Below are 22,475 nucleotides of genomic sequence, written 5' to 3' on the forward strand. Positions count from 1 at the left end.
CTGCCTACGCAGGAATGACGATACCGGAATTTAACTTTTCACCCAACGGGTGTCATTCCTGCGTAGGCAGGAATCCAGAAAAAGAGATTTCTAAAGGTGATTTAAGATACTAAATAAAACCTGTTATCCCTGAGATGCGTCGCTAAGTTTTCTATAAATTGTCTTTAATCCGATATTTAAATCCTTTGCGGTTTTTAACTTATTATATGAATTTTTCTCCAGAGTTTTTTGTATAATCAGGTTTTCCGCCTCTTCGAGGGTTAAACTGAAAGGTATTTTAATATAACTTTCGGGGGAGGGGGAAGCGTTATCAGAAACATTACCTGCGCCGCCGGCAAACTTGTTTTCCTGATGCCTTTCTTTTAAGTAATTTGGCAGCATATGTTCATCCAAAATTTCGCTGTCAGAAATAGCCGTCATAAATTCTATCGCATTTTTTAGCTCTCTAATGTTACCGGGAAAATCGTACTTTAATAAAATATCAAGCGCGTTCTTATTTAATCCCTTTATATTTTTGCCGTTTTCTTTGGAAAAATCCTCCAGAAACTTTTTTATCAAAAGCGGTATATCTTCTTTTCTTTCTCTGAGCGGTATAAGTTTCAGATTTACCACATTCAATCTGTAATATAAATCCTGCCTGAATTCCCCTTTTTCTACCTTTTTTTCGATATCCTGAGAAGCGGCAATAATTCTTATATCTATCCTTATGGTCTTATTCCCTCCAACCCTTTCGAACTCTTTTTCCTGAAGAACGCGTAATATTTTTGATTGCGTCCTTAGCGGAATTTCGCCTATTTCGTCAAGAAAGATAGTTCCGCCGTCCGCTATTTCGAATCTGCCTTTATAAAGCGAATCCGCCCCCGTGTAAGCACCCTTTTCATGCCCGAAAAGCTCGCTTTCCAGAATAGACTCGGAAAGCGCGGCACAGTTCACCTTTATAAAAGGTTTACTTTTTCTATGGCTGTTATTGACGATAATGTTTGCGAGCATCTCTTTACCCGTGCCGGATTCCCCTTCTATTAGCACGGTAGAATTTTTATCTGCCACTGCCACAGCCGTGTTTACGATGTCAATCATATTCTTTGACGAAGTTATTAAATTTCCAAAATTGAACCTTTCATCGAGTCTTGTCTTTAGAATATTTATTTCATCGATAAGCCTTTTATTGGATATTATCCGCTTGATTATTAAACCAAGTTCATCGAGATTTATGGGCTTCGTTATATAGTCATAGGCTCCAAGCTTAATAGCTTCGACGGCGCTTTTTACCGAGCTAAACCCTGTAGTAATGACAACCTCCGCTCTTTGAACCATGCCTTCATTTATACTTTTTAGCAAATCCAGGCCTGTTCCGTCGGGAAGTTTAAGATCGGTAATAATAATACCTATATTATTATTTGAATTTAAAATATTTAAAGCGGCATTAACGGTATCTGCCTCAAAAACACTATAGCCTTCAAGTTTCACGAACTCAAAAAGCCCCAAACGCGAGGCTTTATCGTCTTCGACTATTAATATTGCAGTGGCTTGAGATAATTCTTCCATTTTCTATTTGGAGGGATGCTAATTCTCTAAATCTTTAAATATGACGGAAACCTTTGTTCCTTTGTTATAATTAGATTCTATATGCATTTTAAAACCGTGGGCATCCAAAATCTTTTTTACCAGCGCAAGTCCCAGCCCTACCCCATTTTTCTTTGTGGTAAAAAACGGCTCGTAAACTTTTTTAATTATTTCCTGTTTTATGCCTTTTCCGTTATCTTCGATAATTATTAATATCTTATTAAGGTAAAAAGAAGAATATATTGAAACATCGCCTTTTTCGCCGTCATAAGATTCTATGGCATTTGATACTAAGTTAATAAAAACCTGCTCCATTAAATCCCTGTCCATTTTAACGGAGATGTTTTTATCTAATGAGACACGCAGGTTAATTCCTTTATCTGCGGCTTTCGGCTTTAATGTTTCCGCAACGAAGTTTAACAGGTCTGAAAGGTTAATTTCCTCAAGATTAAGGTGATAATCTTTTGTAAATTTGAGGATGTTCTCCATTGTTTGAACTAACTTATGCGTCTCTGTTTCTATAGCGCCGCTAATTCGGGTTATTTCCTCTTTTTCCCCTTCAAAATCCTTAACCCCTGCAACCCGCGCGCCCAAGACCCTTGAGTTTATAGATAACGAATTAATATTGCCTTTAATTTCGTGTAAAATAGTTGACGGCATTTCCAGTATGTTTTTTTCGACGGATTTTAGGGTTGAAAGGGTTCCCTCTTCTTTGTCTATAAGCCTGTAAAAATAAGCAAACATAAAGATAATCAGGGATGCCGATAATATTAAAGAAATCGTAAAAAAGTAATAAAACGCGCTGTTATGCAAGTTGTTAAAGATATCAGGATAAGCAAGCTTAAGCCTGTCATTACCGCCGAAAAAAACCATATTAGACTGTTTAAGCGAATAAATTGCGCTGTTTTTTGAATATAATGAGGAAAACAGGCTGTATGTTTCCGAGGCATAAAACCCTACCATTAAAATAAGCAAAAATGTAAAAAGGCTCAATAAGAAAACTCTGAATTTTTTAGTCTTAAAAAATTTTCTTATCATAATGATTCATTTTATTAAATTTTTTCACAAAAATCAATCACCTAAATCGGAGCCGCATGTTCTTTGCTTAAGATAACGGCTGCAAGAGCTATATCTTTTTTAATTCTATTTTCAAGGGATGCGGAATTGTCAAATTTTATTTCCGGTCTCAGTCTTGCAACGAAAAATACCTCTATTTCTCTGTCGTATAAGTCCTTATCGAAATTAAATATATAGGTCTCTATCCTTCTTATTTCTTCATTAAAGGTAGGGTTTGACCCGACATTCGTTACCGAGTCGTGAAACTCGTTATCCACTTTTACAAGGGTGGCATATACCCCGTCTTTAGGAAAAAGTTCCTCTTCAGGAATAATGTTTGCCGTAGGAAACCCAAGGCTTTTACCCCTCCCGCTTCCTTTGACGACCTTCCCGTGAACGGAATAGTGTCTTCCTAAAAATCTCTTTACGGCGCAAACCTGTCCTAGTAAAACGAACCTCCTTATAATGGTGCTGGAAACTATTTTTTTGCCCATTTTAACCGGACCGACGACCGTAAGGTCGAAATTCAGTTCATTCGCTAATTTCTCAAGAAGGAGGGTATTCCCCGATTTTCCAACGCCAAAGCCAAAATCATGGCCTACTATAACCTTAACGGGATTTAATTTTTTAACTATGACATTTTCTATAAAATCCTCCGGCGTCATTTTTGCAAACTCAGGCGTGAATGTGATGTAAATCAAATAATCTATGCCGATTGCCTCTATAAGCTCGACCTTTTTTTCAAAAGTGGTTATCAAATGTATCCTTTCCTCCGGATGAAGAATCTTTAAGGGGTGGGGATGAAAAGTAAGAACTACCGAAGGTAAATTTAATTTTGAAGCATAATCTTTTGTTAATTCCATTAATTTTCTGTGTCCTAAATGGATGCCGTCAAAACTCCCTATAGTAATTACCGAACTTGTAAATTCAGGATTAAATTTGCTAATTTCGGATATCTTCAAGTCTATGTTTACCCCCTTCCATTGCGCCTTAAGTAAGTTTAGTTTATATAATTTATATAATACCTTTATTTTAATCCTCTGATTAATAAAATCAATATGTACAAAAATCCGAAAATCCATCCGATAAAACCAGCTATCAATATCCAGTAATGCAATAACGCCCCCCCTGTAAACATAAGAATACTGGAAGATATTATAAGCGCGGCAACCAAGAATCCTCTCATAAGCCGCTTGCTTGATTTTTCCATCTCGCCCATAAGTCCTTCTAATCCCTTATGAATAAAATCTATAGAAAAATTATCCTCCGACATTTTTTTAAGGATTTTTTCCGCCTTCTTCGGAAACTCCCCAAAAAAATCTCTATAATTTTTTAATTTACTTATTATCTGCTCTTTAATATCTTTTACCTTTTCTTTTTTATTTATCAAAACATCGAAATCAAAAAATTCCGTACCGGAGGTGACAAAAGAAAAATCGGGGTCGAGAATTTTTGCAATGGACTCTATGGATAACAATGCTTTAAATAAAAGCGATAATTCGGCCGGAATAACAAGATTATGCCTTTGCCCGATTTTTAATGTTTTCAGAAGAATTTCCGCGCTGTAAATATCTTTAAACGGCCTGTTAAAAAAGCCTTCTATAAATTCCGCAAGCTCAAATTTAAATGCCTGCTCCTCTTTTTCGGAAAGGTCTCCCATACAAATTTCAATAAATTGGACGGCCATTTCTTCATAATTGCCGCCGATAAAATTAATAAAATATTCGAGAGCCATTCTTTTTAAATCTTTAGTAAGAATACCGACGGAACCAAAATCTATTAATCCAATTTTTTCTTCGTTTATCACAAAAACATTGCCGGGATGCGGGTCGGCATTAAAATACCCTAATATGAATATCTGCTTAAAATAATGGTTTAAAAATATTTTAAGTATATTTTTGGTGTTATAACCTCTTTTGAAAAGTTCTTCCGTATTCGATACCTTTATTCCATGGATAAAATCTTCCACCAATAAATTATTAGATATGTAATTCCAGTAAATCTGCGGTATTACGACGGAATGTTTATCCATATTACTTCTTCTAATTTTTTCCGTATATCCCGCCTCCGTCAAAAAATTTAGCTCGCAAATTATATTTTTTCCGAATTCTTGATATAATTCATCCAGATTATCTATATAAAGCAATTCTTTAACCGGTTTTCTTATAATATTTACGATAAAGTAAAGAACATCTAAATCGTTTTTAATAATTTTATCGATATCCCCTTTTTTGATTTTAACCGCCACGACGGTTCCGTCTTTAAGAACAGCCTTATGGACCTGGGCAAGGGAAGCCGACGCGATCGGGTTTTCATCGAAACTGCTAAAAATCTCGTCAGGATCCTTTCCCGTTTCCTTTTTAACGATGCCTTTAATTTCATCGAATTTAATATAATTTAGCTGAACGCTGTCCTGAAGCTTTTTTAATTCATTAATATATTTAGAGGGGAGCATGGTTACTTCCTGAGAGAGTATCTGCCCTACTTTAATAAAAGTAGGTCCGAGATCTTCTAACGCGTATCTCAGCCGTATTTCAGGGGGAACATTCAGGTAATCGTCAACGGGATAGGCTGCTTTAAGGTATTTTTTAAAAATAAAAAATTTAGATAAACCGATGTTCGTTATGACTTGATAAAAACCATGCTTGGCAAAAATCATGGTTATCTGTCTTATCCTTTTAACCGCCCTTATAAATTTAATAAAATCAGTTATCTTCATAAAATTCGATAAACCTCAAATCTATTTCATGCTTCAAAAGATCTATGGAATATATGCTCACCGTCACATGGTCGCCCATTTTAAAAATCTTTTTGCTATGCCTTCCCTTAAGTATTTTTGTGTTATCGTTATACTCGTAATAATCATCGGCTATGGTGGAGACATGAACGAACCCTTGAATAAAAAATCCTGCTATATCGACAAAAAAGCCGAAATTCATAACATTTGTAATAAATCCTTCGTAAACCTTCTGGCTGTTTTTCTTTAAAAACTGCATCTTCTTAAATTCCGAATATTCCCTTTCCGCGTCCGTCGAAAGTTTTTCCCTTCGGGACAGTACATTGGAAATCATTTTTAAATTATCATGATTAAGCCATGAAGGCATTTTGCCGGTTTCCCTGTTTTCCGAAAAAACCTCTTTATCGTTATCGCTGTTGCCAAGCGCGCCTTTTCCGTTGTCGTTATACAATATCCATTTAAGAATTCTATGCACCATCAGATCGGCATATCTTCTAATCGGAGATGTAAAGTGGGTATAAGATTTCAGGGCAAGTCCAAAGTGATGGCTATTGACCGGCGAGTACACCGCAATTTTCATAGACCTCAGAAATGCCTGCTCTAAAAAAGACGAAAGCGGTGTTTCTTTTAGTTTATTCAGCATTGTTTGATAGTCTTTAACCTTTTCCGGCAGCTTTTCCGGAAAAGAAAATTTAAAATATTTTAATATCTTTAAAAATTCTTTTACCTTATCCTCATCGGGTTTTTCATGCACCCTGTAAATGGACGGAACTTTTTTTGACTCTATGAACCGTGCCACGGCGCAGTTTGCGGCAATCATAAAATCCTCGATTAAATCGTGGACAAAATTTCTTGGCTCGGGAATAACCGATATGACTTCATTATCTTCATTTAATATAACCTTCCCCGATAATGAATCAAAATCGAGACCGCCGTTTTTAATTCTTTTATCCCTTAAAATTTCGGCAAGCCTCTTCATGTTAAGCAGCATATCTTTTATAGGGGACAGTTTATTGTCTAACTCATTAAATTCATTATCGTTTCGAGCCTTGCCCGCCTCCAAGCCCGCCGTTAAATATTTGCAAGTTTCGTTATAGGTAAGCCTTCCGAATGTTTTTATAGACCCCTTATAAATCTTTGTTCCGGTTATTTTTCCCTTGCTGTCTATATCCATTTCGCAAACCATCGCAAAACGGTTTTTTTTCGGAAGAAGGCTGCAAAGATTGTTTGACAGCATTTCGGGAAGCATCGGATAAACGGTTCCAGGAAAATAAGTGGAATTGCCCCTTTTAAACGCCTCCTTATCCAGATAACTGCCGTCCCCGACAAAATAGGAAACATCGGCTATGGCAACATAAAGTTTACAGTTATTGTCTTTTTCCGAACCTTCCAGATAAACCGCGTCGTCAAAATCTTTAGCGTCTTCGCCGTCTATCGTTATAAACGGCAAATCGGTTAAATCGATCCTTTCTCCTCCTCCGTCCTCTGCCGGATTTTCTTCAAAATCTGCCGGTATTTTTTTAAGTTCTTTAACGGCGGCCTCGTCAAAAACTTTATATATATCGTATTTACTTACGATAATATCCTCTTCCGTTCCCCTTGATTCGATATCGCCCAATATCTTATCCACTGATGCTGTTCGTGAAGAAAAATCGTTAGTATCAGGCAAAACCGCATTTACTATAGCCCCGGTTTTTAATTTATCCCTGTCTTTAAATCTATGTAAATCAAAATAGAACGAACCGTCGAATTCAGGAGCAATGGGAGTTAAAATTGCTATACTTTTTTCGACCCTTACAACCGCTTTAAAATTTTTTAATTCCCTCTTTATTATCCTTATAACCCTTCCCCGCCTGCTTTCAAATTTACCCCGCGCTTTTAGCTTTTCCCGTTTTCTCTTTTTTAAATAATAAGGATTATCGGGTATTATTTTTAAGATAACGGTATCTCCGTATATTGCATCGCCGATATCGGAATTTTTAACAAAAATATCCCCGCCTCCGCCTGAGTTGTCGCTCACAAAGGCATAGTTGCGCCTTTTTGAAAGAACTTTCCCCTGGATTAAATGTAATTTTTGGGGATACGCATATTTTTCTCCCTTGGTAAGTATCAGCTCGCCGTTTTTCACCATTAAATCAAGGATATTCTTTGCGGACGACAGCATTTTTGCCGATGTAATATTTAAATTGTGCTTAATATCGGTAAAAGAGAGCGGAATATCGGATTTTTGGGAAAATAAATAAACTATATCTTCCTTAGTAACTGCTTTCATATATTTTTTGCGTTTCTTGCTTAAATTATGATAGAATAAAAAATCAAAAAACTTTAAATAAATAAGTATTATAATAACACTAAGTAATTATTTTTTCATTAAAAAAGATTTAGGTTAATCCGAACGAATTTATTTATGCCGGAATGGCGGAACTGGTAGACGCGCACGGTTCAGGGCCGTGTAAGATTAATCTTGTGGGGGTTCGATTCCCCCTTCCGGCACCAATGTAAGTAAAACACTAAGTAATCACGGGAGATTTTATGCTAAAAAAGGGAATAATATGTTTGCTTCCTCTTTTATTGTTAATTAATTTTATAAATATTAATAATTCTTTTGCCTATAAAAATGTTAAATCCGTCAAATCCGATAGTTCATCGAAAACTCTGCTTGATTTCACAAAAGAAAGGATTACGCGAAATTTTGAAGATATCATAACGGAACATGAAATAATAAAGATATTAAACGAAAAGGGCATTAAAAAATATTCAGCGCTGAGCTTTCCTTTTTCTAAAAAAAATCAAAAACTTAAGGTGTATTTCATTAAGATTATTCAGCCGAACGGCGATATTATTAATATCAATTTAAACAGTTTAAGGACTGTTACCGCTCCGTTTAACCCCGAAGCGCCGATATTTTCGAATCAATTATTAAAAACGGTCCAGCTTCCGGGGCTTGTCATGGGCTCTATTATCGATTATAAATACAGAAGCACGGTTATGAAGCCGTATATGAAAAATAATTTTTTTACGGAGGACTACTTCGGCGGGCTTCCTCCATTAAAAAAATCTGTTTACAAGTTAATTATACCAAAAGGTATTCATTATCAGTATGCCGAATATAAATTCAACGAAAAACCGCGCATAATTAACGGCAGTAAGAATACCGCGCTTATATGGACGATGCGGAATAGAAAAAAGATATCCCCCGAAGAATTGGGGCCGCGCGAATCCGTTATAATTCCACATGTTACGGTGTCATCGGTTAAATCATGGGATGAAGTAGCGGAGTGGTATGCCCATCTTACGAAAGACAGGATAAAACCGGGCGTTAATCTTGCTAAATTTATAAAAAAATTGACCGAATCCAAAGAAAGAAAATTAAAAAAGATTAAAGCCGTATATAATTTCGTGGCAAAAAAAATCAGGTATGTCGGATATGAATTCGGCATCGATGGATATAAGCCAAGCAATGTCAATTCTATTTTTAAAAATAGGTTAGGCGACTGTAAGGACCATGCAACCCTGTTCGCATCGATGTTAAACCAGATAGGCGTTAAAGCATACCCTGTCCTTATTCCCACGACCGAAATTCCCGATATGAATCCCGTTATGCCGACGCCGTTCGTATTCGACCACGAAATAACGGCAATAAAGCTTAAAAACGGCAAGTTTATGTTTGCGGATACAACATCCAATGTAACAACCTTCGGCGATCTTCCCCCGATGGATCAGGGCAGAAATGTTCTAATAATTGCCGGCGGCAAGGGTATAACGGCAAAAACCCCTATATTCCCCGCCGAAAAAAATAACATATCGACAAAAGAATATGCAACCGTCAAAAGCAACGGAAGTCTATCCGCAAAAACAACCCTTATTTACACGGGGGCTTACAATATGTATAAAAGATATTTATATTCATCGACATCAAAAAGAAAGAAAAGGGACGGCATCTTAAAAGATATTCTTAACATAACTCCAAATGCTAAACTAACGGGATATTCTTTTGAAAACGGCAACAGCCTTTCCAAGCCATATATCGAAAAAATTTCCTTTTCCGCCAAAAATTATTCAGAAAAAAACGGACGGCTTGTTATAATAAGACCCCCCCTCAGAACAAGGACGACATTATCCCAACTAACAGCCCTTAATTACAGAAAGTATTCTTTAAGGATCGGATATAATTTTTCGGAAAACTCCGTCGTAAGTTTAAAATTTCCAAAAAATTACAAGCCTGTTTTTATTCCTAAAGATATAGAAATCAAAAATACCGTCGGGACTTTCAAAACAAGTTACACGGTTAAAAATAACAGGATTATATTCAGATCGTTTTTTAGCGTCAACGGCTATAAAATTCCCGTAGAAAACTATTCGAAGGCAAAACATTTGTTTAATGCCGCGATAAAAAACCTGAAAGATCAGATATTGATATTTAATGAATCCAAACGATAATACAGACAACGCACGAACAGGTAAAACCGATAACAAGAATCTATCGGTTCATAATAATTGGTTTAAGGAAATTTCTAACCGAAAAGCCCTCGAGATTGGTTTAGTTCAGGTTTATACAGGCAACGGCAAAGGAAAAACAACGGCCGCATTAGGGCAGGCTTTAAGGGCAAGCGGCCATAACTTAAAATCGGTAATAATCCAGTTTCTGAAGGGCGGTTCGTATTCGGGAGAGTTTAAAGCAATAGAAAAATGCCTCCCCCTAATTAAGATTTATCAAGTCGGCAGGCCATTTTTTATCGATAAAAAAAATATTCCGAAAAAAGATATAGAACTTAACAGGGAAGGTCTAACCCTCGCCGAAAATATTGCCGCGGGCAAAAACGATATAAGCATTTTGATTTTAGATGAAATAAATGTCGCTTTAAATTTGGGAATAATAAAAACGGAGGAAGTTATAAACTTAATAAAAAATAAAAGGCCGGATATAGAATTAATACTGACTGGAAGAAATGCCCCCAAAGAAATAATAGATGCGGCTGATTTGGTTACCGAGATGAATGAAATCAAACACTATTATTCTAAAAATATTCCGTCGAGAACGGGAATAGAAAAATAATAAAACGAGCGTTCATTTTTTTATTGACAAATTATTTTTAAATAACTTATAATGTTTCAAATAAAATAAAACGAGCGTTCATTTTAAAAAATAGAAATGAGTTCAATAAAGGAAAATATAGCAAAAAAGAAGATATTTGAATTTTGCATAAGAGAATTTGCAAGGGCTGGTTATGCAAATGTAAGCATTAGAAATATATCGAAAGGCGTCGGCATAAGCATAGGAGCAATATATTACTATTTTTCTTCCAAAGAACAGATAGGACAATTTTTATACGATAAGACTACAGAAATTATTCTAAATAAAATCAGGTTGGGTATCAAAAAAGCTCCGAATGACAAAGAAGCGTTAAGATCAATTATATATAACTTGTTCGATATGTCGGAAAAAGAACCGCATCTAATGGAATTCATCCTTTATGTTAAGCACAAAGAATTTTTGCCTGACGCCCCGCCGATATGCTCTTCAAAACCTTTTGAATTTATAAAGAATTTTATCAAAGAAAAGATCGAAAGCGGAGTCTTCAGGGATATGGATATCGTCATTGCATCGGCTTTAATAATGGGACCTGTCATCAGGATAATCCAGTTGAGGATGGATAACATTTTAAAGAATGACATAAGATTATACACCAAACCTTTATTAAACGGCATCGTTAAATCTATATTTAAAAAACAGGCTTGACTTGAAATGAAATTTCGCAAATATTTCTTAGTTTTCCCCTTGTTAATTATCTTTCTGATTAATATCGGATATATTCATAACGCGAATGCGTTAAATTTTAAAGTCGGAAGGTCGCCTTACGGGCTTGCCGTGGGAAAGAAAGATAATATTTATGTTGCCATCGGCGGATTTTTAAATGTTATTAAACTTAACGAAAAAGGAAAGATAATTAAGAATATGAAAGCAGATTTTGCTCCATCCGGGGTTGTAATAAATAAAAACGGGCGCATTTATGTTACGACGGGCATTGGATATGTAGTAAAGCTCGGCAGAACCGGAAAAATCATTAAGAAGGTTAAGGTTGGAATGATTCCTGCCGGAATCGCGATAGGTCCGGATGGGAATATTTATGTTGCATCAATCCACTCTAAGACCGTTACAAAATTAAACCCGTCGCTTAAGATATTAAAGGTCTTTTACGCGGGAATTGCCCCTTACGGTATAGCAATAAACGGGAACGGCGATATTTATGTTACGAATTTTTTAAATAAAGGAACCGTTACCGTTTTAAATAAAAGCGGAAAGATAGAAAAAATATTCAAAGCTCAAAGAAAGCCGGAGGGTATTGCTATAGGTCCCGCGGGTAATATTTATGTTACAAACGGGTTAAGCGACAGTGTATTGAAATTCGATAAAACAGGGAAAATTTTAAAGACATTTCATGTGAAAGGCGCACCGTACGGAATTGCGTTAAGCACTTCGGGAAATATGTTCATATCCTGCATATATTCCAATAATGTCGTCAAGTTGAGCCATGCGGGAAAGATTCTAAATACTTACGCAACAGGGATGAACCCTAACTTCATCGCAATAGACAATAAAGGCAATGTCTGGACGGCAAACTGGGGAGACGGTACGGTAACTAAAATTGCAGGCGCAACAAAGGGAATAGAGTTTTTCCCGTATAAAGGACCAATTTGGCAGGAAAGTTTTTAATTTTAATATATAAAATTATAAAAGGAGGCTTGAAATGGCTGAAGAAAAAAATTTAGAAAATGTAAAACCGGATGAAACATTAGATGTGTTGGGCGAAACATGTCCTATTCCTGAAGCTATGGCTCATAAAAAGCTCAACAAAATGAAAGTGGGGCAGGTGCTGGAGGTTTACACCGACCATGCGGCGGCGGTTGAAAACTCGTTTCCATCCATGCTCAATAAATTAAACTATCCTTACTGCGTAACAAAAACAGGTCCGGGCGAGTTTACTATCAAAATTAAAAAAACATCTTAAATAATTCAGTTATAATTTAATAATTTAATAATTTTATTTTAAGTAAAGGGGGCATTATATTATGAATCCTTATTTTCTCGAATATACTATAATAGGTATTGCAGGATTAATTTTTGGCGCGGCGCTCGAAAGGGGAAGAATGTGTTTTGTGCTTGCCACAAACAACATGTTCATGGCAAAAGATACAAAAATATTGGAAGGTATTTTATGGGCTTTTGGAATTTCTATTCTTGCTTTCGGCATTATAGAATCGCTTGGAATCGTTCCAATAAAAGCCGCGGTTGAAGGCGTATTTCCTTCGGGATGGTATGATTTGGTCGGCGCGCTTTTATTCGGGTTTGGCATAGGACTTTGCGGCGCATGCATGAGCGGTTTGATATTCAGGGCGGGTTCAGGATTTACGCAAAATTGGATGCAATTATTTGGAATACTGGTAGGAACGATATTCTTTGCATTCTTGATTTTTCCATTAACTAATTTTCTTTACTGGATTTTGCATACTATACCATGGCTTACTATAAAACCCGGCCTTTCCGATTATATTCCTCATCAGTGGTTTGGAAATGCCGTATGGGGACCCTTTGTCGTAGCTTTAATTTTTGGCATTTTTTTCCTTGGTTTAGGGTTATATCTTACCAAAAGAAGATTTACGAAGATTGGCAAGGAGCGGGGCGAGAACTATAAAGAGCCTGTCATAACATGGGATATGTTAAAATTTAAAGAGGCTTTTTCCCCGAGATTGGGCGGATTATTGTTTGCCGTCGTTGCAATTATAGTTTTTTTAGTCTCATATTTTACCGTACATAAAGCGGCCTACATGGGCGTTACCACTCCTTACGGCAGTTTCGACACATACATTTTGGCTCCTTTCATAAATTTATATACCACGGTCGGACATTATAAAGCCTCATTTTTACCGAAAATATCGTCAAATTGGTTTCAAATAGTCCCCGTAGCTATTCCGATGACCTTGCTTGTTATAACCACATTCGCCGGTTCTACGACCACAGCTATTTTAGGAGGAGAATTTAAATGGAGAGTGCCGAAAAGGAAAATAATGTTTCTTCAAAATTTTATTGGCGGCATTCTTACAGGCGTGGGCGCAAGAATAGCGTTAGGGTGCAATATCGGAACTCTATGGTCAGGGTTTTTGATGTTTTCATGGGCAGGGGCGTTATTTTTACCGACGCTGGTTCTCGGAATGTATCTTGCCCTTAAGTTTCAACAGGCGATATGGTAATAAAACATTAAATATTAGTACTAAGGAGGATTTAAATGGCTGCAGCTAACATGAAAAAAAGAAAAAATCATAACTGGTGCGGAATAACATTTTTAGCTTTATATGGATTATTTACTATATACGCATCATTTTTCTTATCTTCTTTAAATAAAGGTAAGGTCATAGGAAAATTATCCGATGAAGCCGTTACCGGAATAAAAGAGAGTTTTATCCTGTGGGGTATAATCATGATTATAGGCGCTATTCTTCTTTTAATAAGAGAATATGTCCTGAAATCCGGGCAGGAAGAGGTTAAGGATACGGAAAGCGGCGTGTCTCCACATTATTAAAATTCCCTTACAAATAATATATATAACATTCGAGGATTTTTAAATGAAACTTGCAATTTTAATAACAACAGATAAATATAAGGGTCATGTCGAAAATATTATAGGCAGCGCTAAACATTTGGGTTATGAAATAAAATGCTTTATAATGGATGATGGAGTAAATTTATTAAACGATAAAAATTTTGTCGGTAAATTAAAAGAAGCCGGTTCGGATGTCTCGCTTTGCGAATATTCGTGCAGCATTAGAAGCATACATGAAAAGGTTGAAGGTTTCCTGTACGCTTCTCAATACGAAAACGCAAGCATAATAAACGCATTAACAAACGAAGACAGGCTTTTGGTTTTTTAATGTAGGAGGTAAAAAAAATGACTAAAAAAATTGCGGTTTTTACCCGCGACAGACAGGCTGAAGCGCTTAGAATGTCGGGGGGGCTTACGCTTCTCGATGATAAGGTCGAAGTATATGTTCTTGATAAAAAGCTCGAGGATAATAAAGTTATAGCCAAGCATCTCGATATGGTTCAAAACATGCTTGAACTTCCCGTTTTTACAAATTGCAGGGACAACCCTTTCGAATATTTGACAAATGAAGAATTGGCAAATAAAATGCTTGAATTCGATGTGGTTATACCTTATTAAATTATTCTAAACAATAAATGAATGTAAATGGCAGGGAGAGCTAAATATGAAAATACTTCATGTATTAAAAAGAGAGCCGTCAAAAACGGAAACCGAAATTATCGATATCCATTCCAAGTCTTATGATACAAGCGTTATTAGGCTTTACGAAGACGGCATCGACTATAACGGCTTCTTAAAGGATGTATTTAAATATGACAAGGTATTTTGTTGGTAGTTTAAAAGATTATCATTATAATATATAGTTAATATATATATTATAATAAATTTAATGCAATACTACTAAAAAGGAGTTAAGATTATGAAAAAGATTATTATCTTAAGCGTGATTTTCTTACTTTCGTCAGCGGCCGTTTCTTATGCCGGAAATTTTAATCAAGTGTTGGCGCAAAAGGCTTATGAAGCGCTGAACCCTCATAATGTCGGTCCAAAACCGAACGCCGTCGGAGTGGTGGGCGTCCCCCAAATTATGGCGCCGGTGCTTTACAAAGAGTATGTCGTAGAACACAACCCGAAACACTATTTTCTTTTAGATGTAAGAGAGCATGCCGCATTTGTGAAAATGGGTCATATTGCCGGCGCCCATAATATTCCCCTGCAGGTGCTTTTTACTCCAAAGTATTTAGAGATGCTTCCAAAACACCATACAATTATCAGCATCTGCTATGTCGGGCAGTGGGAATCGATGGCTGCATCGCTGTTAAAGGTAATGGGCTATAATGTTAAAATATTAAGATTCGGCATGTCTTCATGGAATCCCAAAATAGACTTGCTTCACCGGAATAAAGTAGTATTTGGAGACTTTCCCCTTGTTCATTAATTTAGAAAGGGACATATACAATCTTATGTGTTTATGTTATACTGTTAAAAATTGGTTAATATAAGTACGATTATTATTAAAATTAATTCTAAATCAATTAAAAAAGGAGATGATCAATACGATGAAAAAATTCATTATCAGTACTGTTTTTACCGCCGCCGCAGCTTTTATATTCATGGTCAGTTTTAGCATGGTTTCGGGCATAAATAACAGTTATGCTTTGCAAGGCAGTCATTTGACGGGCAGCGGTAAGATAACGGCTAAAAAAAATTCAAAGACTAAAAATGACGAAAATAAGTCAAAAAAGAAATTAAATAAAATGGGCGCCGGTTGCTTATAATCATTTATAATCTTTATTTAAACCTGCCCCACGGCTCTAATTAAAGTTGAAAAGCTCCGATAAAATTATTTATCGGAGCTTTTTGTTTTTTAAAGAACTTACTCATTATAACTAACGGCTTAATATAAATTATACCAAAAATTGCCGATAGAGATTGTTAAACATATTGCAATGCATTAAGAACACTGGATTCCCGCTTTCGCAGGAATGACACCCAACGGGTGAACTTTTAAAATCCCTCAAAGTCATTCCCGCGAAAGCGGGAATCCAGAAAAATAAATTTCTATCGGCAATTTTGAGTTATAATTATTTATTGATTTTTTAGGCGGTTATATTATATAATTTATTTTTTTCAAATTAAATAAAATTAAAACAACATTAACATTTACAGTTACAGTCCCTTATTCAGGAGGCAATTTTTAATGAAAGTTAGCATAATTGGAGCAGGCAGGTTGGGAGCAACTCTGGCTTACACTCTAACTCTTAAAGATATTGTGAGAGAGGTTACCTTAATCGATATTAACCACAATTTATCGAGAGGCGAAATGCTTGACATTTCCCATGGAATATCGCTTACAGGATACACAAGGGTTAAAACTGCGGATTACGATTCGGTCAAGGATGCCGATATCATCGTTATAACAGCGGGGATTCCCAGAAAACCCGGCGAATCGAGGCTTGATTTAAATAAAAAAAATGTTCATATATTGAAAGATATTGTCGCCAACATAACCAAATACAATAAAACCGCTATTCTATTCGTTGTTTCTAATCCCGTTGATATAATGACCTATGTTACTTATAAAGTTTCCGGTTTCGAAAGAAAAAGGGTATTTGGCATGGGGACAATGCTTGATACGACAAGGCTTCGTTCCGCCATAGGCTCATATTTCGATTTAAATCCCAAAGATGTCGATATAATGTTTCTGGGGGAACACGGAGATAGTATGACGCCGGTATTTTCTCTTGCAAGCATTAACAGCGTACCTTTGAGCGCAATTCCAGGTTATAATAAAGAAAAGCTTGAAGAGATAGCCGAACATTCAAGAACCTGCGCCGCCGAAGTCATCGCCCTTAAAGGCGGAACAATATTTGCCCCTGCCGTCGTAATGGCCGAAATTATCGAATCTATGGTAAAAGACAGAAGGCAGATAATGCCGCTTTCCGTTTATCTTGAAGATTACTACGGGATTGACGGAATATATACCGGCATTCCAGCTATTCTTTCGAAAGACGGTATAGAAAAAGTAATAAAGCCGCCGTTAAATGAAAAAGAAATAGAGGGGTTAAAGAAATCCGCATCCGTAATTCAAAATGCGATAAAAGACCTACGAGACGGCGGATTTATAGACTAACCGCCGGCACTGACGGATTTCAAAAGCAAGCCAAATACCCGATATATATATCGTTAAGCCGGAAAGATATTTTCTAATAATGGATATGTTTAATACCTGCCGCTTGTAAGCACACCTAATACGCCTTTATTGCTTTTCGTTTTAGTTTCAATTAACGATGTTATTTTAAAACTGCCCGTATGCATCTGCAAACTGTAAATGTTTAAATATACGGCATAATCCCTCATAAGACGCAAACCCTTAAGAAATCTTCTGCCAGAGGACATCATCCCGATATAAATATGTCCATCGCGAACCGTAATGGATTGAACATAAGTTAAACCAAATCTATGTATTGACAAAAGATACAATAAATTTGAAATATTTACCTGATTTTTATTTACCTGTTTAAAAAAAATAAGGTTAGTCTTAACTTTGTTATATCTTAATGTATCCCCTTTTAAATTTAAACTTAATCTGCTTAAAATGCCATTATATTTTTTTGATGAATTTACATATGACAGATAATAAAAATACACCGAAAGCCATGTGATAACGATAAGAGTGATAAGCAATATGATTATAAATAGGCTTAACGCATCCCGTTCTTTTTTATTTGTATTTTTATTAAAAGGAATATTCCTATCGTCTTTGAAAAGTTTATGCAAATCGGACTCGCTAAGTTCGGTCATATCATTTGTCCTCATTAAATTTAGTTATTATTTAAATCCCGTTTTTTATATTTATCGGAATAATTTTCCTATTGCTAAATATAAATTTTTGCGCTTCGAGGTTTTTTCTTATGTTTTTTTCTTGAATTTTAATAAATTCTAATGTAAAATTTTACAATATCCCATTCTAAATAACAAGCCTATTTTAACGATATATTATGCCGAAGTGGTGGAACTGGTAGACGCACCGGACTCAAAATCCGGCGGGAGCAATCCCATGGGGGTTCGATTCCCCCCTTCGGCACCAACTTACAACCCCTTTATTTTCGACATATAATGCAACTGCTTCCTTAAACCCAAAATTAACTAAAAATACTATAATTTTGCCCTCAAATACTGCTTGGGCCATTCTATATTAACGCCGAGCTTATAAGCGGCGTGTAAAGGCCAGTAAGGGTCTCTTAACAACTCCCTGCCCATCTCGACCATATCGGCAGTTTCCGAACTTATTATAAAATCGGCAAATTCCGGCTTTGTAATAAGCCCCACACCCGAAACCGCAATCCCCGCCTTTTCCCTAATCTCTTTTGCAAAACCAAGTTGATAGCCAAAATATATATTCATTTTTGCGGTTGGCGAAATTCCGCCCGAAGAACAGTCTATAAGGGATATTCCGCTCTCTTTTAACATTTTAGCTAATATTACCGCTGATTCTATGTCAAAACCGCCTTTTACCCAATCGACCGCAGAAATCCTCACAAAAATAGGTTTGTTTTTTGGCCAGTTTCCGCTTTTTATAGCTTCTATTATCTCCAATAGCAGCCTTGCCCTGTTTTCAAGGCTTCCGCCGTATTTATCCTTTCTTTTATTTGAAACGGGGGATAAAAACTCGTTTATTAGATACCCGTGCGCCGCATGTATTTCTATGACATCAAACCCCGCCTTATCGGCATTTTTTGCGCCGTTTGCAAAATCTTTTACGACCTTTTTAATATCATCCTCATTCATTTCTTTTGGAACGGGATAACCTGTATCAAACGGAATTGCGCTTGGCGCAAGAACCTGCCACGCCCCTTCTTCCTGTTTTAACGGCCTTTCTCCCAGCCAAGGGGCGTTTGTCGAAGCCTTTCTCCCCGCATGCGCCAGCTGAATCCCCATTACCGACCCGCATAACTTGCAAAAATTTATTACAGGCTTAAAAGCCTCGACCTGTTTTTCATTCCATATACCTGCGTCATACGGGCTAATTCTGCCTTCGGGACTTACGCCGGTTGCTTCTACGATAATAAGTCCGACGCCGCCCACGGCGCGGGCGCCAAGATGAGCCATATGAAAATCTCCGACAACCCCTTCTTCTGCGGAATACATGCACATCGGCGCCATCATTATTCGATTTTTCATCTTAATCCCGCCTATTACGATAGGCTCAAAAAGCATTTTCATAATTAATATGCCTCCAATTTACAATTATTTTTCCGGATTAAAATTATTATACCACAATTTTTATTAATTATTCTTTTGCTACGGCTTGAATACATAAAACACGCCGATAAAAAATAGTAAAACTATTAAGGTATATTTTAACCATTTTTCGTTTAAACGCTGAGAAATTTTCGGGCCTAATGCCGAACCCAATATAACCCCTGCAACTGTCACTAAAAGAACTGGGATTATAATATGAACCCCCATTCTGATATAATTTGATACGCTGGTTATAGACGAAATTAAAACCACTAATATGCTTATGCCGGCGGCTAAAAAAACAGGCAGTCCGTTTATATCGGTTAAAAACGGAACAATCAAAAAACCGCCGCCTACGCCGAATATGGAAGATATTACCGCTATTATAAACCCGGCAAAAAACAAAAATGGCGGGCTGACCGAGTAGTTTTTAGATAGACATTCAAAGTCGATTCTCTTAAAAGAAACCCTGCCGATTGACGGCAATTTATTTAAATCTTCAACGGGGGTATCCTTCTGTTTTATTTTTTTTCCTTGTTTCAAAATATTGTAAATCATCAAGCCCGCCACCAGAAATGTCAGGTAGCCGAACAGGTACTTAAAGGATTTAAGTTCAGAAAGATATTCCTTAGAGAACCACGACCCGAAAAGAGCTCCGATTATGGCACCGAAGGCTATGATAAAGCCGAGATAAAATAAAATACTTTTTATTTTTTTAGTCCTGTCCTGCCGCAAGTAAACGGGAAGCGCGATTAACGGCGAGATAATAATTAAAATTTGGCTCATTACCTTTACCGAATTTGCAACCGGGATATGCAAAACGGTTATAAACCCAAAACTTGCAAGTATTCCACCTGCGGCTCCAATCGATGAAAAGATAAATCCGGTAAATATAGCCCATAAAAATGCGATTAAATAATAAATTAGGCTATGCATAGGTATTCCTCCATTTGTAAATTTTTATTTTTATATAAGAAATAAAATTTATTTGGAGAAAAACGAAACTTTTAACGCAGGTATTAACAGGAAATAATATAGGAAGTAAGATAGCCCGGGCAGGTAAATAGTTGACAGGTAATAACAAAAAGGGGGACAAGAAAAAACCATCCTGGTTTCTTGTGTAAAATATTCATCCGCAATCCATATTTAATTAACCTCCTGCTCAATTTATACGAAGCATTGCGATATTATATTACAATTTAATTATAAAAAGCAACGATAGGCAAAAACCCAAAATGAAAATGCCCCGCTTTTTGAAGGCGGGGCAATAAATGCGTTTAAGATTTTGTTTCAATTTTGCAACAATAGCGTCTCTAAATCACTTTGCTCCGAACTCGCAAAACTTTGCATAAGCCTCGCCATTTCAACATAAAATGGGGAATTAGCCCTTTCCGCCACCTCGTCCGCAAATAAGTTTATCCAGTTTTTAATAAATTCGTTAAAAAAGGAAAATTCATTGCTTATAACCTCTTTAAAAGGAAGCTGTTTTTTAACCTGCCCCGGCTGATGCCTTTCCTCGAGACCGACTAAAGCGGCCATAAAACCTAAAATATAAGAAATATGGTCAGCCCGTTTTAATGATACCTCGCTTGCATCCCTTAATGTAAAATTTAACTTTTTATACAAAAGTTCAAGCTTGTTTACGAGTGCAACACCGCCCTCGTCCACACCTTTCACGTCCTCAAGATTAATCCTCTCCGATTTGTTGCCTAAATAATAACTGATATACGGAGGAATAAATCTGTCATTTACGGGAACCACAAAAAGCCCTTCAAATTCCCTTTCAACTTCAAAGAATTTATCGCTATTAGAAAGAATATTCCTTATCGTCTTTGTTAATTTCCCTGAAGACTCTTCGTTTTCGCAGACGCCGCTTATGATATCAATAATCTCCCGGGACATAAGGCTTTCTAAAAATTCTCTATCGACCTTTCTTGCAAAAACTCTGGAAAAAAGGTTATAAATCATACTTCTGTATCGTGAAAGTTTTGCAAAATCATCGAAACGGATAAGCTCTTTTCCCATATATAAATACCTCCTTATTTCAAAGTATGGATTACCGCTTCGCCATCTCCAGCACGCATCAAAGACATGCTTTGACAGACGCAGGCCGGAATATCTGCGAAAGCGGTAATCAAGAGTCTTTAAGGCCTTTACGCTTTTTCCACCCTGACCGGCGCATAGTAGTAAACCATAGAGCCGCCCACGGGGTCGGTTAAGACGGTCGTCCATCCGTCTTTAGCCGCAATGGAGTTATCGAGCAGGAATAGCGCGTTCGGATGGACGCCCTGATTCCTTGCGGGGTCTCCCGTATATTTCTTTCCGTTTATATACCACTCTCCCGAGCCGTAAAGCCACCTTCCGAATGCGGTGGGCGCGGTGATTACGCCTGGTCTTATAGACGGCAAAATCCTTACGCGGTGGGTAATCCCCTTTTCGTAAGTGGGGGATATTACCTTTATAGTATCCCCGTCGGATAGGCCTAATTTCCTGGCGTCTATTTCGTTTAATTCCCAGAAGGCGTCGGGTAAAAGCTCCTGAAGCCACGGGTCTGCCATGGTCCTTGATTTTGAATGTATCGGCTGCCTGTGGGTGGAAGCCATTAACGGATATTCTTTCTTAGGGTATAATTTACCCAATAATTCACCCTTCATATTTCTATGGGGAAGTAAAACGGTGGTTCCGTTAAACCTTTCCCCCGTTATAGCGTTATGAGTAGTTGCAACGTCTTCGTTATACAAATTGACGGGGGTTTTGGGTCCCCAGAGGTGTGTTACCCATTTCGGCTTTCCCCACGGGAGGTATCCTGTGTCGTAGTTCTCGAACCTTCCTCCCCTCGATATCACATAGGCAACCTTTGTCCATTCGAAAGAATGGAGCGCCTTAGGATATTTTTTTATGTATTCCTTTACGGACTGCATCTCGTCCGCATTTGCGTTGGGAACGGGTCCAAGATGGACGAAGCCGTTTCCCTTTTTGGCAAGGAAGGTCTTGGGGTCGTAGGCAATATTTGCGGCCATTTTAAGGTAATAGTCCTCCCTTTCGTCAAGGCTCCCTCCTTCGAGGAAGGCGTTTTTCCCGAAGCCGGGAAGGGAAAGAGCCTTGGCGACATCTATCAGGAAGTTCTCCACGCAGATAGGCCTTCCGTCCGGGGTCTTCTCCGTCATAGGCTCTATGACGGGCTGCCTGATGGATTCAAAAAAATAAAGATTTCCCTTACCTCACTGGTATTCCGCTTTCTATAAAGGATATTTTTTTGATAAAAGGTAAAAAAA

General features: G+C 37.1%; 22 protein-coding genes and 2 tRNA genes. 14 read left to right on the forward strand and 10 right to left on the reverse strand.

All coding sequences use genetic code 11. The features are described from left to right. Positions 1–123: 123 nt before the first annotated feature. Genes EVJ47_08510 through rnr form a run of 5 tightly spaced genes read right to left on the reverse strand, consistent with a single transcriptional unit; the run spans position 124 to position 7,628 of the window. Positions 124–1,545, reverse strand: a complete 1,422-nt coding sequence (locus EVJ47_08510) for a sigma-54-dependent Fis family transcriptional regulator (protein ID RZD13961.1) — start codon at positions 1,543–1,545, stop codon at positions 124–126. Positions 1,546–1,563: 18 nt separating this feature from the next. Continuing rightward, complete coding sequence (locus tag EVJ47_08515) at positions 1,564–2,601, reverse strand: HAMP domain-containing histidine kinase (GenBank protein ID RZD13962.1); 1,038 nt, start codon at positions 2,599–2,601, stop codon at positions 1,564–1,566. A gap of 41 nt (positions 2,602–2,642) precedes the next feature. Continuing rightward, a complete protein-coding gene (locus tag EVJ47_08520) occupies positions 2,643–3,701 on the reverse strand; it encodes a bifunctional riboflavin kinase/FAD synthetase (protein ID RZD13963.1) in 1,059 nt (352 codons plus the stop codon). Then, positions 3,647–5,338, reverse strand: coding sequence for an AarF/ABC1/UbiB kinase family protein (locus EVJ47_08525; protein ID RZD13964.1), 1,692 nt, complete (start codon positions 5,336–5,338; stop codon positions 3,647–3,649). The genes EVJ47_08520 and EVJ47_08525 overlap by 55 nt, the downstream gene beginning before the upstream one ends. Continuing rightward, a complete protein-coding gene (gene rnr, locus EVJ47_08530) occupies positions 5,325–7,628 on the reverse strand; it encodes a ribonuclease R (protein RZD13965.1) in 2,304 nt (767 codons plus the stop codon). Before rnr ends, EVJ47_08525 begins: the two co-directional genes overlap by 14 nt. 137 nt (positions 7,629–7,765) lie before the next feature. Here rnr and EVJ47_08535 point away from each other — a divergent pair. The 13 genes from EVJ47_08535 to EVJ47_08595 all read left to right on the forward strand — a co-directional run bounded on the left by EVJ47_08535 (position 7,766) and on the right by EVJ47_08595 (position 17,089). Beyond that, positions 7,766–7,852, forward strand: a tRNA-Leu gene (locus EVJ47_08535). 36 nt (positions 7,853–7,888) lie between these two features. Beyond that, complete coding sequence (locus tag EVJ47_08540; protein RZD13966.1) at positions 7,889–9,796, forward strand: DUF3857 domain-containing protein; 1,908 nt, start codon at positions 7,889–7,891, stop codon at positions 9,794–9,796. Beyond that, a complete protein-coding gene (locus EVJ47_08545) occupies positions 9,780–10,412 on the forward strand; it encodes a cob(I)yrinic acid a,c-diamide adenosyltransferase (GenBank protein RZD13967.1) in 633 nt (210 codons plus the stop codon). Before EVJ47_08540 ends, EVJ47_08545 begins: the two co-directional genes overlap by 17 nt. A 96-nt stretch (positions 10,413–10,508) precedes the next feature. Continuing rightward, positions 10,509–11,096 carry a TetR/AcrR family transcriptional regulator gene (locus tag EVJ47_08550; GenBank protein ID RZD13968.1) on the forward strand — a complete coding sequence of 196 codons (588 nt, stop codon included), beginning with the start codon at positions 10,509–10,511 and terminating at the stop codon, positions 11,094–11,096. Positions 11,097–11,102: 6 nt separating this feature from the next. Further along, on the forward strand, positions 11,103–12,071 hold the full coding sequence (locus EVJ47_08555; GenBank protein RZD13969.1) for a hypothetical protein: 969 nt from the start codon (positions 11,103–11,105) through the stop codon (positions 12,069–12,071). Between the two features lie 34 nt (positions 12,072–12,105). Next, entirely contained in the window at positions 12,106–12,366 is a 261-nt protein-coding gene (locus EVJ47_08560; protein ID RZD13970.1) for a sulfurtransferase TusA family protein, read from the forward strand. Positions 12,367–12,427: 61 nt separating this feature from the next. Next, a complete protein-coding gene (locus tag EVJ47_08565) occupies positions 12,428–13,606 on the forward strand; it encodes a YeeE/YedE family protein (GenBank protein RZD13971.1) in 1,179 nt (392 codons plus the stop codon). A 35-nt stretch (positions 13,607–13,641) separates the two neighbouring features. Beyond that, positions 13,642–13,935 carry a hypothetical protein gene (locus tag EVJ47_08570; protein ID RZD13972.1) on the forward strand — a complete coding sequence of 98 codons (294 nt, stop codon included), beginning with the start codon at positions 13,642–13,644 and terminating at the stop codon, positions 13,933–13,935. A 43-nt stretch (positions 13,936–13,978) separates the two neighbouring features. Further along, a complete protein-coding gene (locus tag EVJ47_08575) occupies positions 13,979–14,284 on the forward strand; it encodes a hypothetical protein (protein RZD13973.1) in 306 nt (101 codons plus the stop codon). A 17-nt stretch (positions 14,285–14,301) separates the two neighbouring features. Continuing rightward, positions 14,302–14,574, forward strand: coding sequence for a hypothetical protein (locus tag EVJ47_08580; GenBank protein RZD13974.1), 273 nt, complete (start codon positions 14,302–14,304; stop codon positions 14,572–14,574). 301 nt (positions 14,575–14,875) lie between these two features. Next, positions 14,876–15,394, forward strand: a complete 519-nt coding sequence (locus tag EVJ47_08585; protein RZD13975.1) for a rhodanese-like domain-containing protein — start codon at positions 14,876–14,878, stop codon at positions 15,392–15,394. A 121-nt stretch (positions 15,395–15,515) separates the two neighbouring features. Continuing rightward, on the forward strand, positions 15,516–15,734 hold the full coding sequence (locus tag EVJ47_08590; GenBank protein ID RZD13976.1) for a hypothetical protein: 219 nt from the start codon (positions 15,516–15,518) through the stop codon (positions 15,732–15,734). Positions 15,735–16,156: 422 nt separating this feature from the next. After that, complete coding sequence (locus EVJ47_08595; GenBank protein ID RZD13977.1) at positions 16,157–17,089, forward strand: L-lactate dehydrogenase; 933 nt, start codon at positions 16,157–16,159, stop codon at positions 17,087–17,089. A gap of 89 nt (positions 17,090–17,178) precedes the next feature. Here EVJ47_08595 and EVJ47_08600 read toward each other — a convergent pair whose 3' ends face one another. Next, complete coding sequence (locus EVJ47_08600) at positions 17,179–17,760, reverse strand: hypothetical protein (GenBank protein RZD13978.1); 582 nt, start codon at positions 17,758–17,760, stop codon at positions 17,179–17,181. Between the two features lie 199 nt (positions 17,761–17,959). On the opposite strand from EVJ47_08600, the gene EVJ47_08605 reads away from it, so the two are divergent. Then, positions 17,960–18,046 (forward strand) — tRNA-Leu (locus tag EVJ47_08605). Between the two features lie 68 nt (positions 18,047–18,114). On the opposite strand, the gene namA is transcribed toward EVJ47_08605, so the two are convergent. From namA to EVJ47_08625, 4 genes are all read right to left on the reverse strand, one after another. Beyond that, positions 18,115–19,182 (reverse strand): NADPH dehydrogenase NamA, encoded by a 1,068-nt coding sequence (gene namA / locus EVJ47_08610; GenBank protein RZD13979.1) that lies wholly within the window; start codon positions 19,180–19,182, stop codon positions 18,115–18,117. Between the two features lie 78 nt (positions 19,183–19,260). Continuing rightward, positions 19,261–20,136, reverse strand: a complete 876-nt coding sequence (locus tag EVJ47_08615; GenBank protein ID RZD13980.1) for a sulfite exporter TauE/SafE family protein — start codon at positions 20,134–20,136, stop codon at positions 19,261–19,263. A 354-nt stretch (positions 20,137–20,490) separates the two neighbouring features. Continuing rightward, positions 20,491–21,432, reverse strand: coding sequence for a hypothetical protein (locus EVJ47_08620; protein RZD13981.1), 942 nt, complete (start codon positions 21,430–21,432; stop codon positions 20,491–20,493). After that, positions 21,354–22,367, reverse strand: a complete 1,014-nt coding sequence (locus EVJ47_08625) for a hypothetical protein (protein RZD13982.1) — start codon at positions 22,365–22,367, stop codon at positions 21,354–21,356. The genes EVJ47_08620 and EVJ47_08625 overlap by 79 nt, the downstream gene beginning before the upstream one ends. Positions 22,368–22,475 lie beyond the last annotated feature (108 nt).

The organism is Candidatus Acidulodesulfobacterium ferriphilum, from assembly GCA_004195035.1.
GTDB lineage: Bacteria > SZUA-79 > SZUA-79 > Acidulodesulfobacterales > Acidulodesulfobacteraceae > Acidulodesulfobacterium > Acidulodesulfobacterium ferriphilum.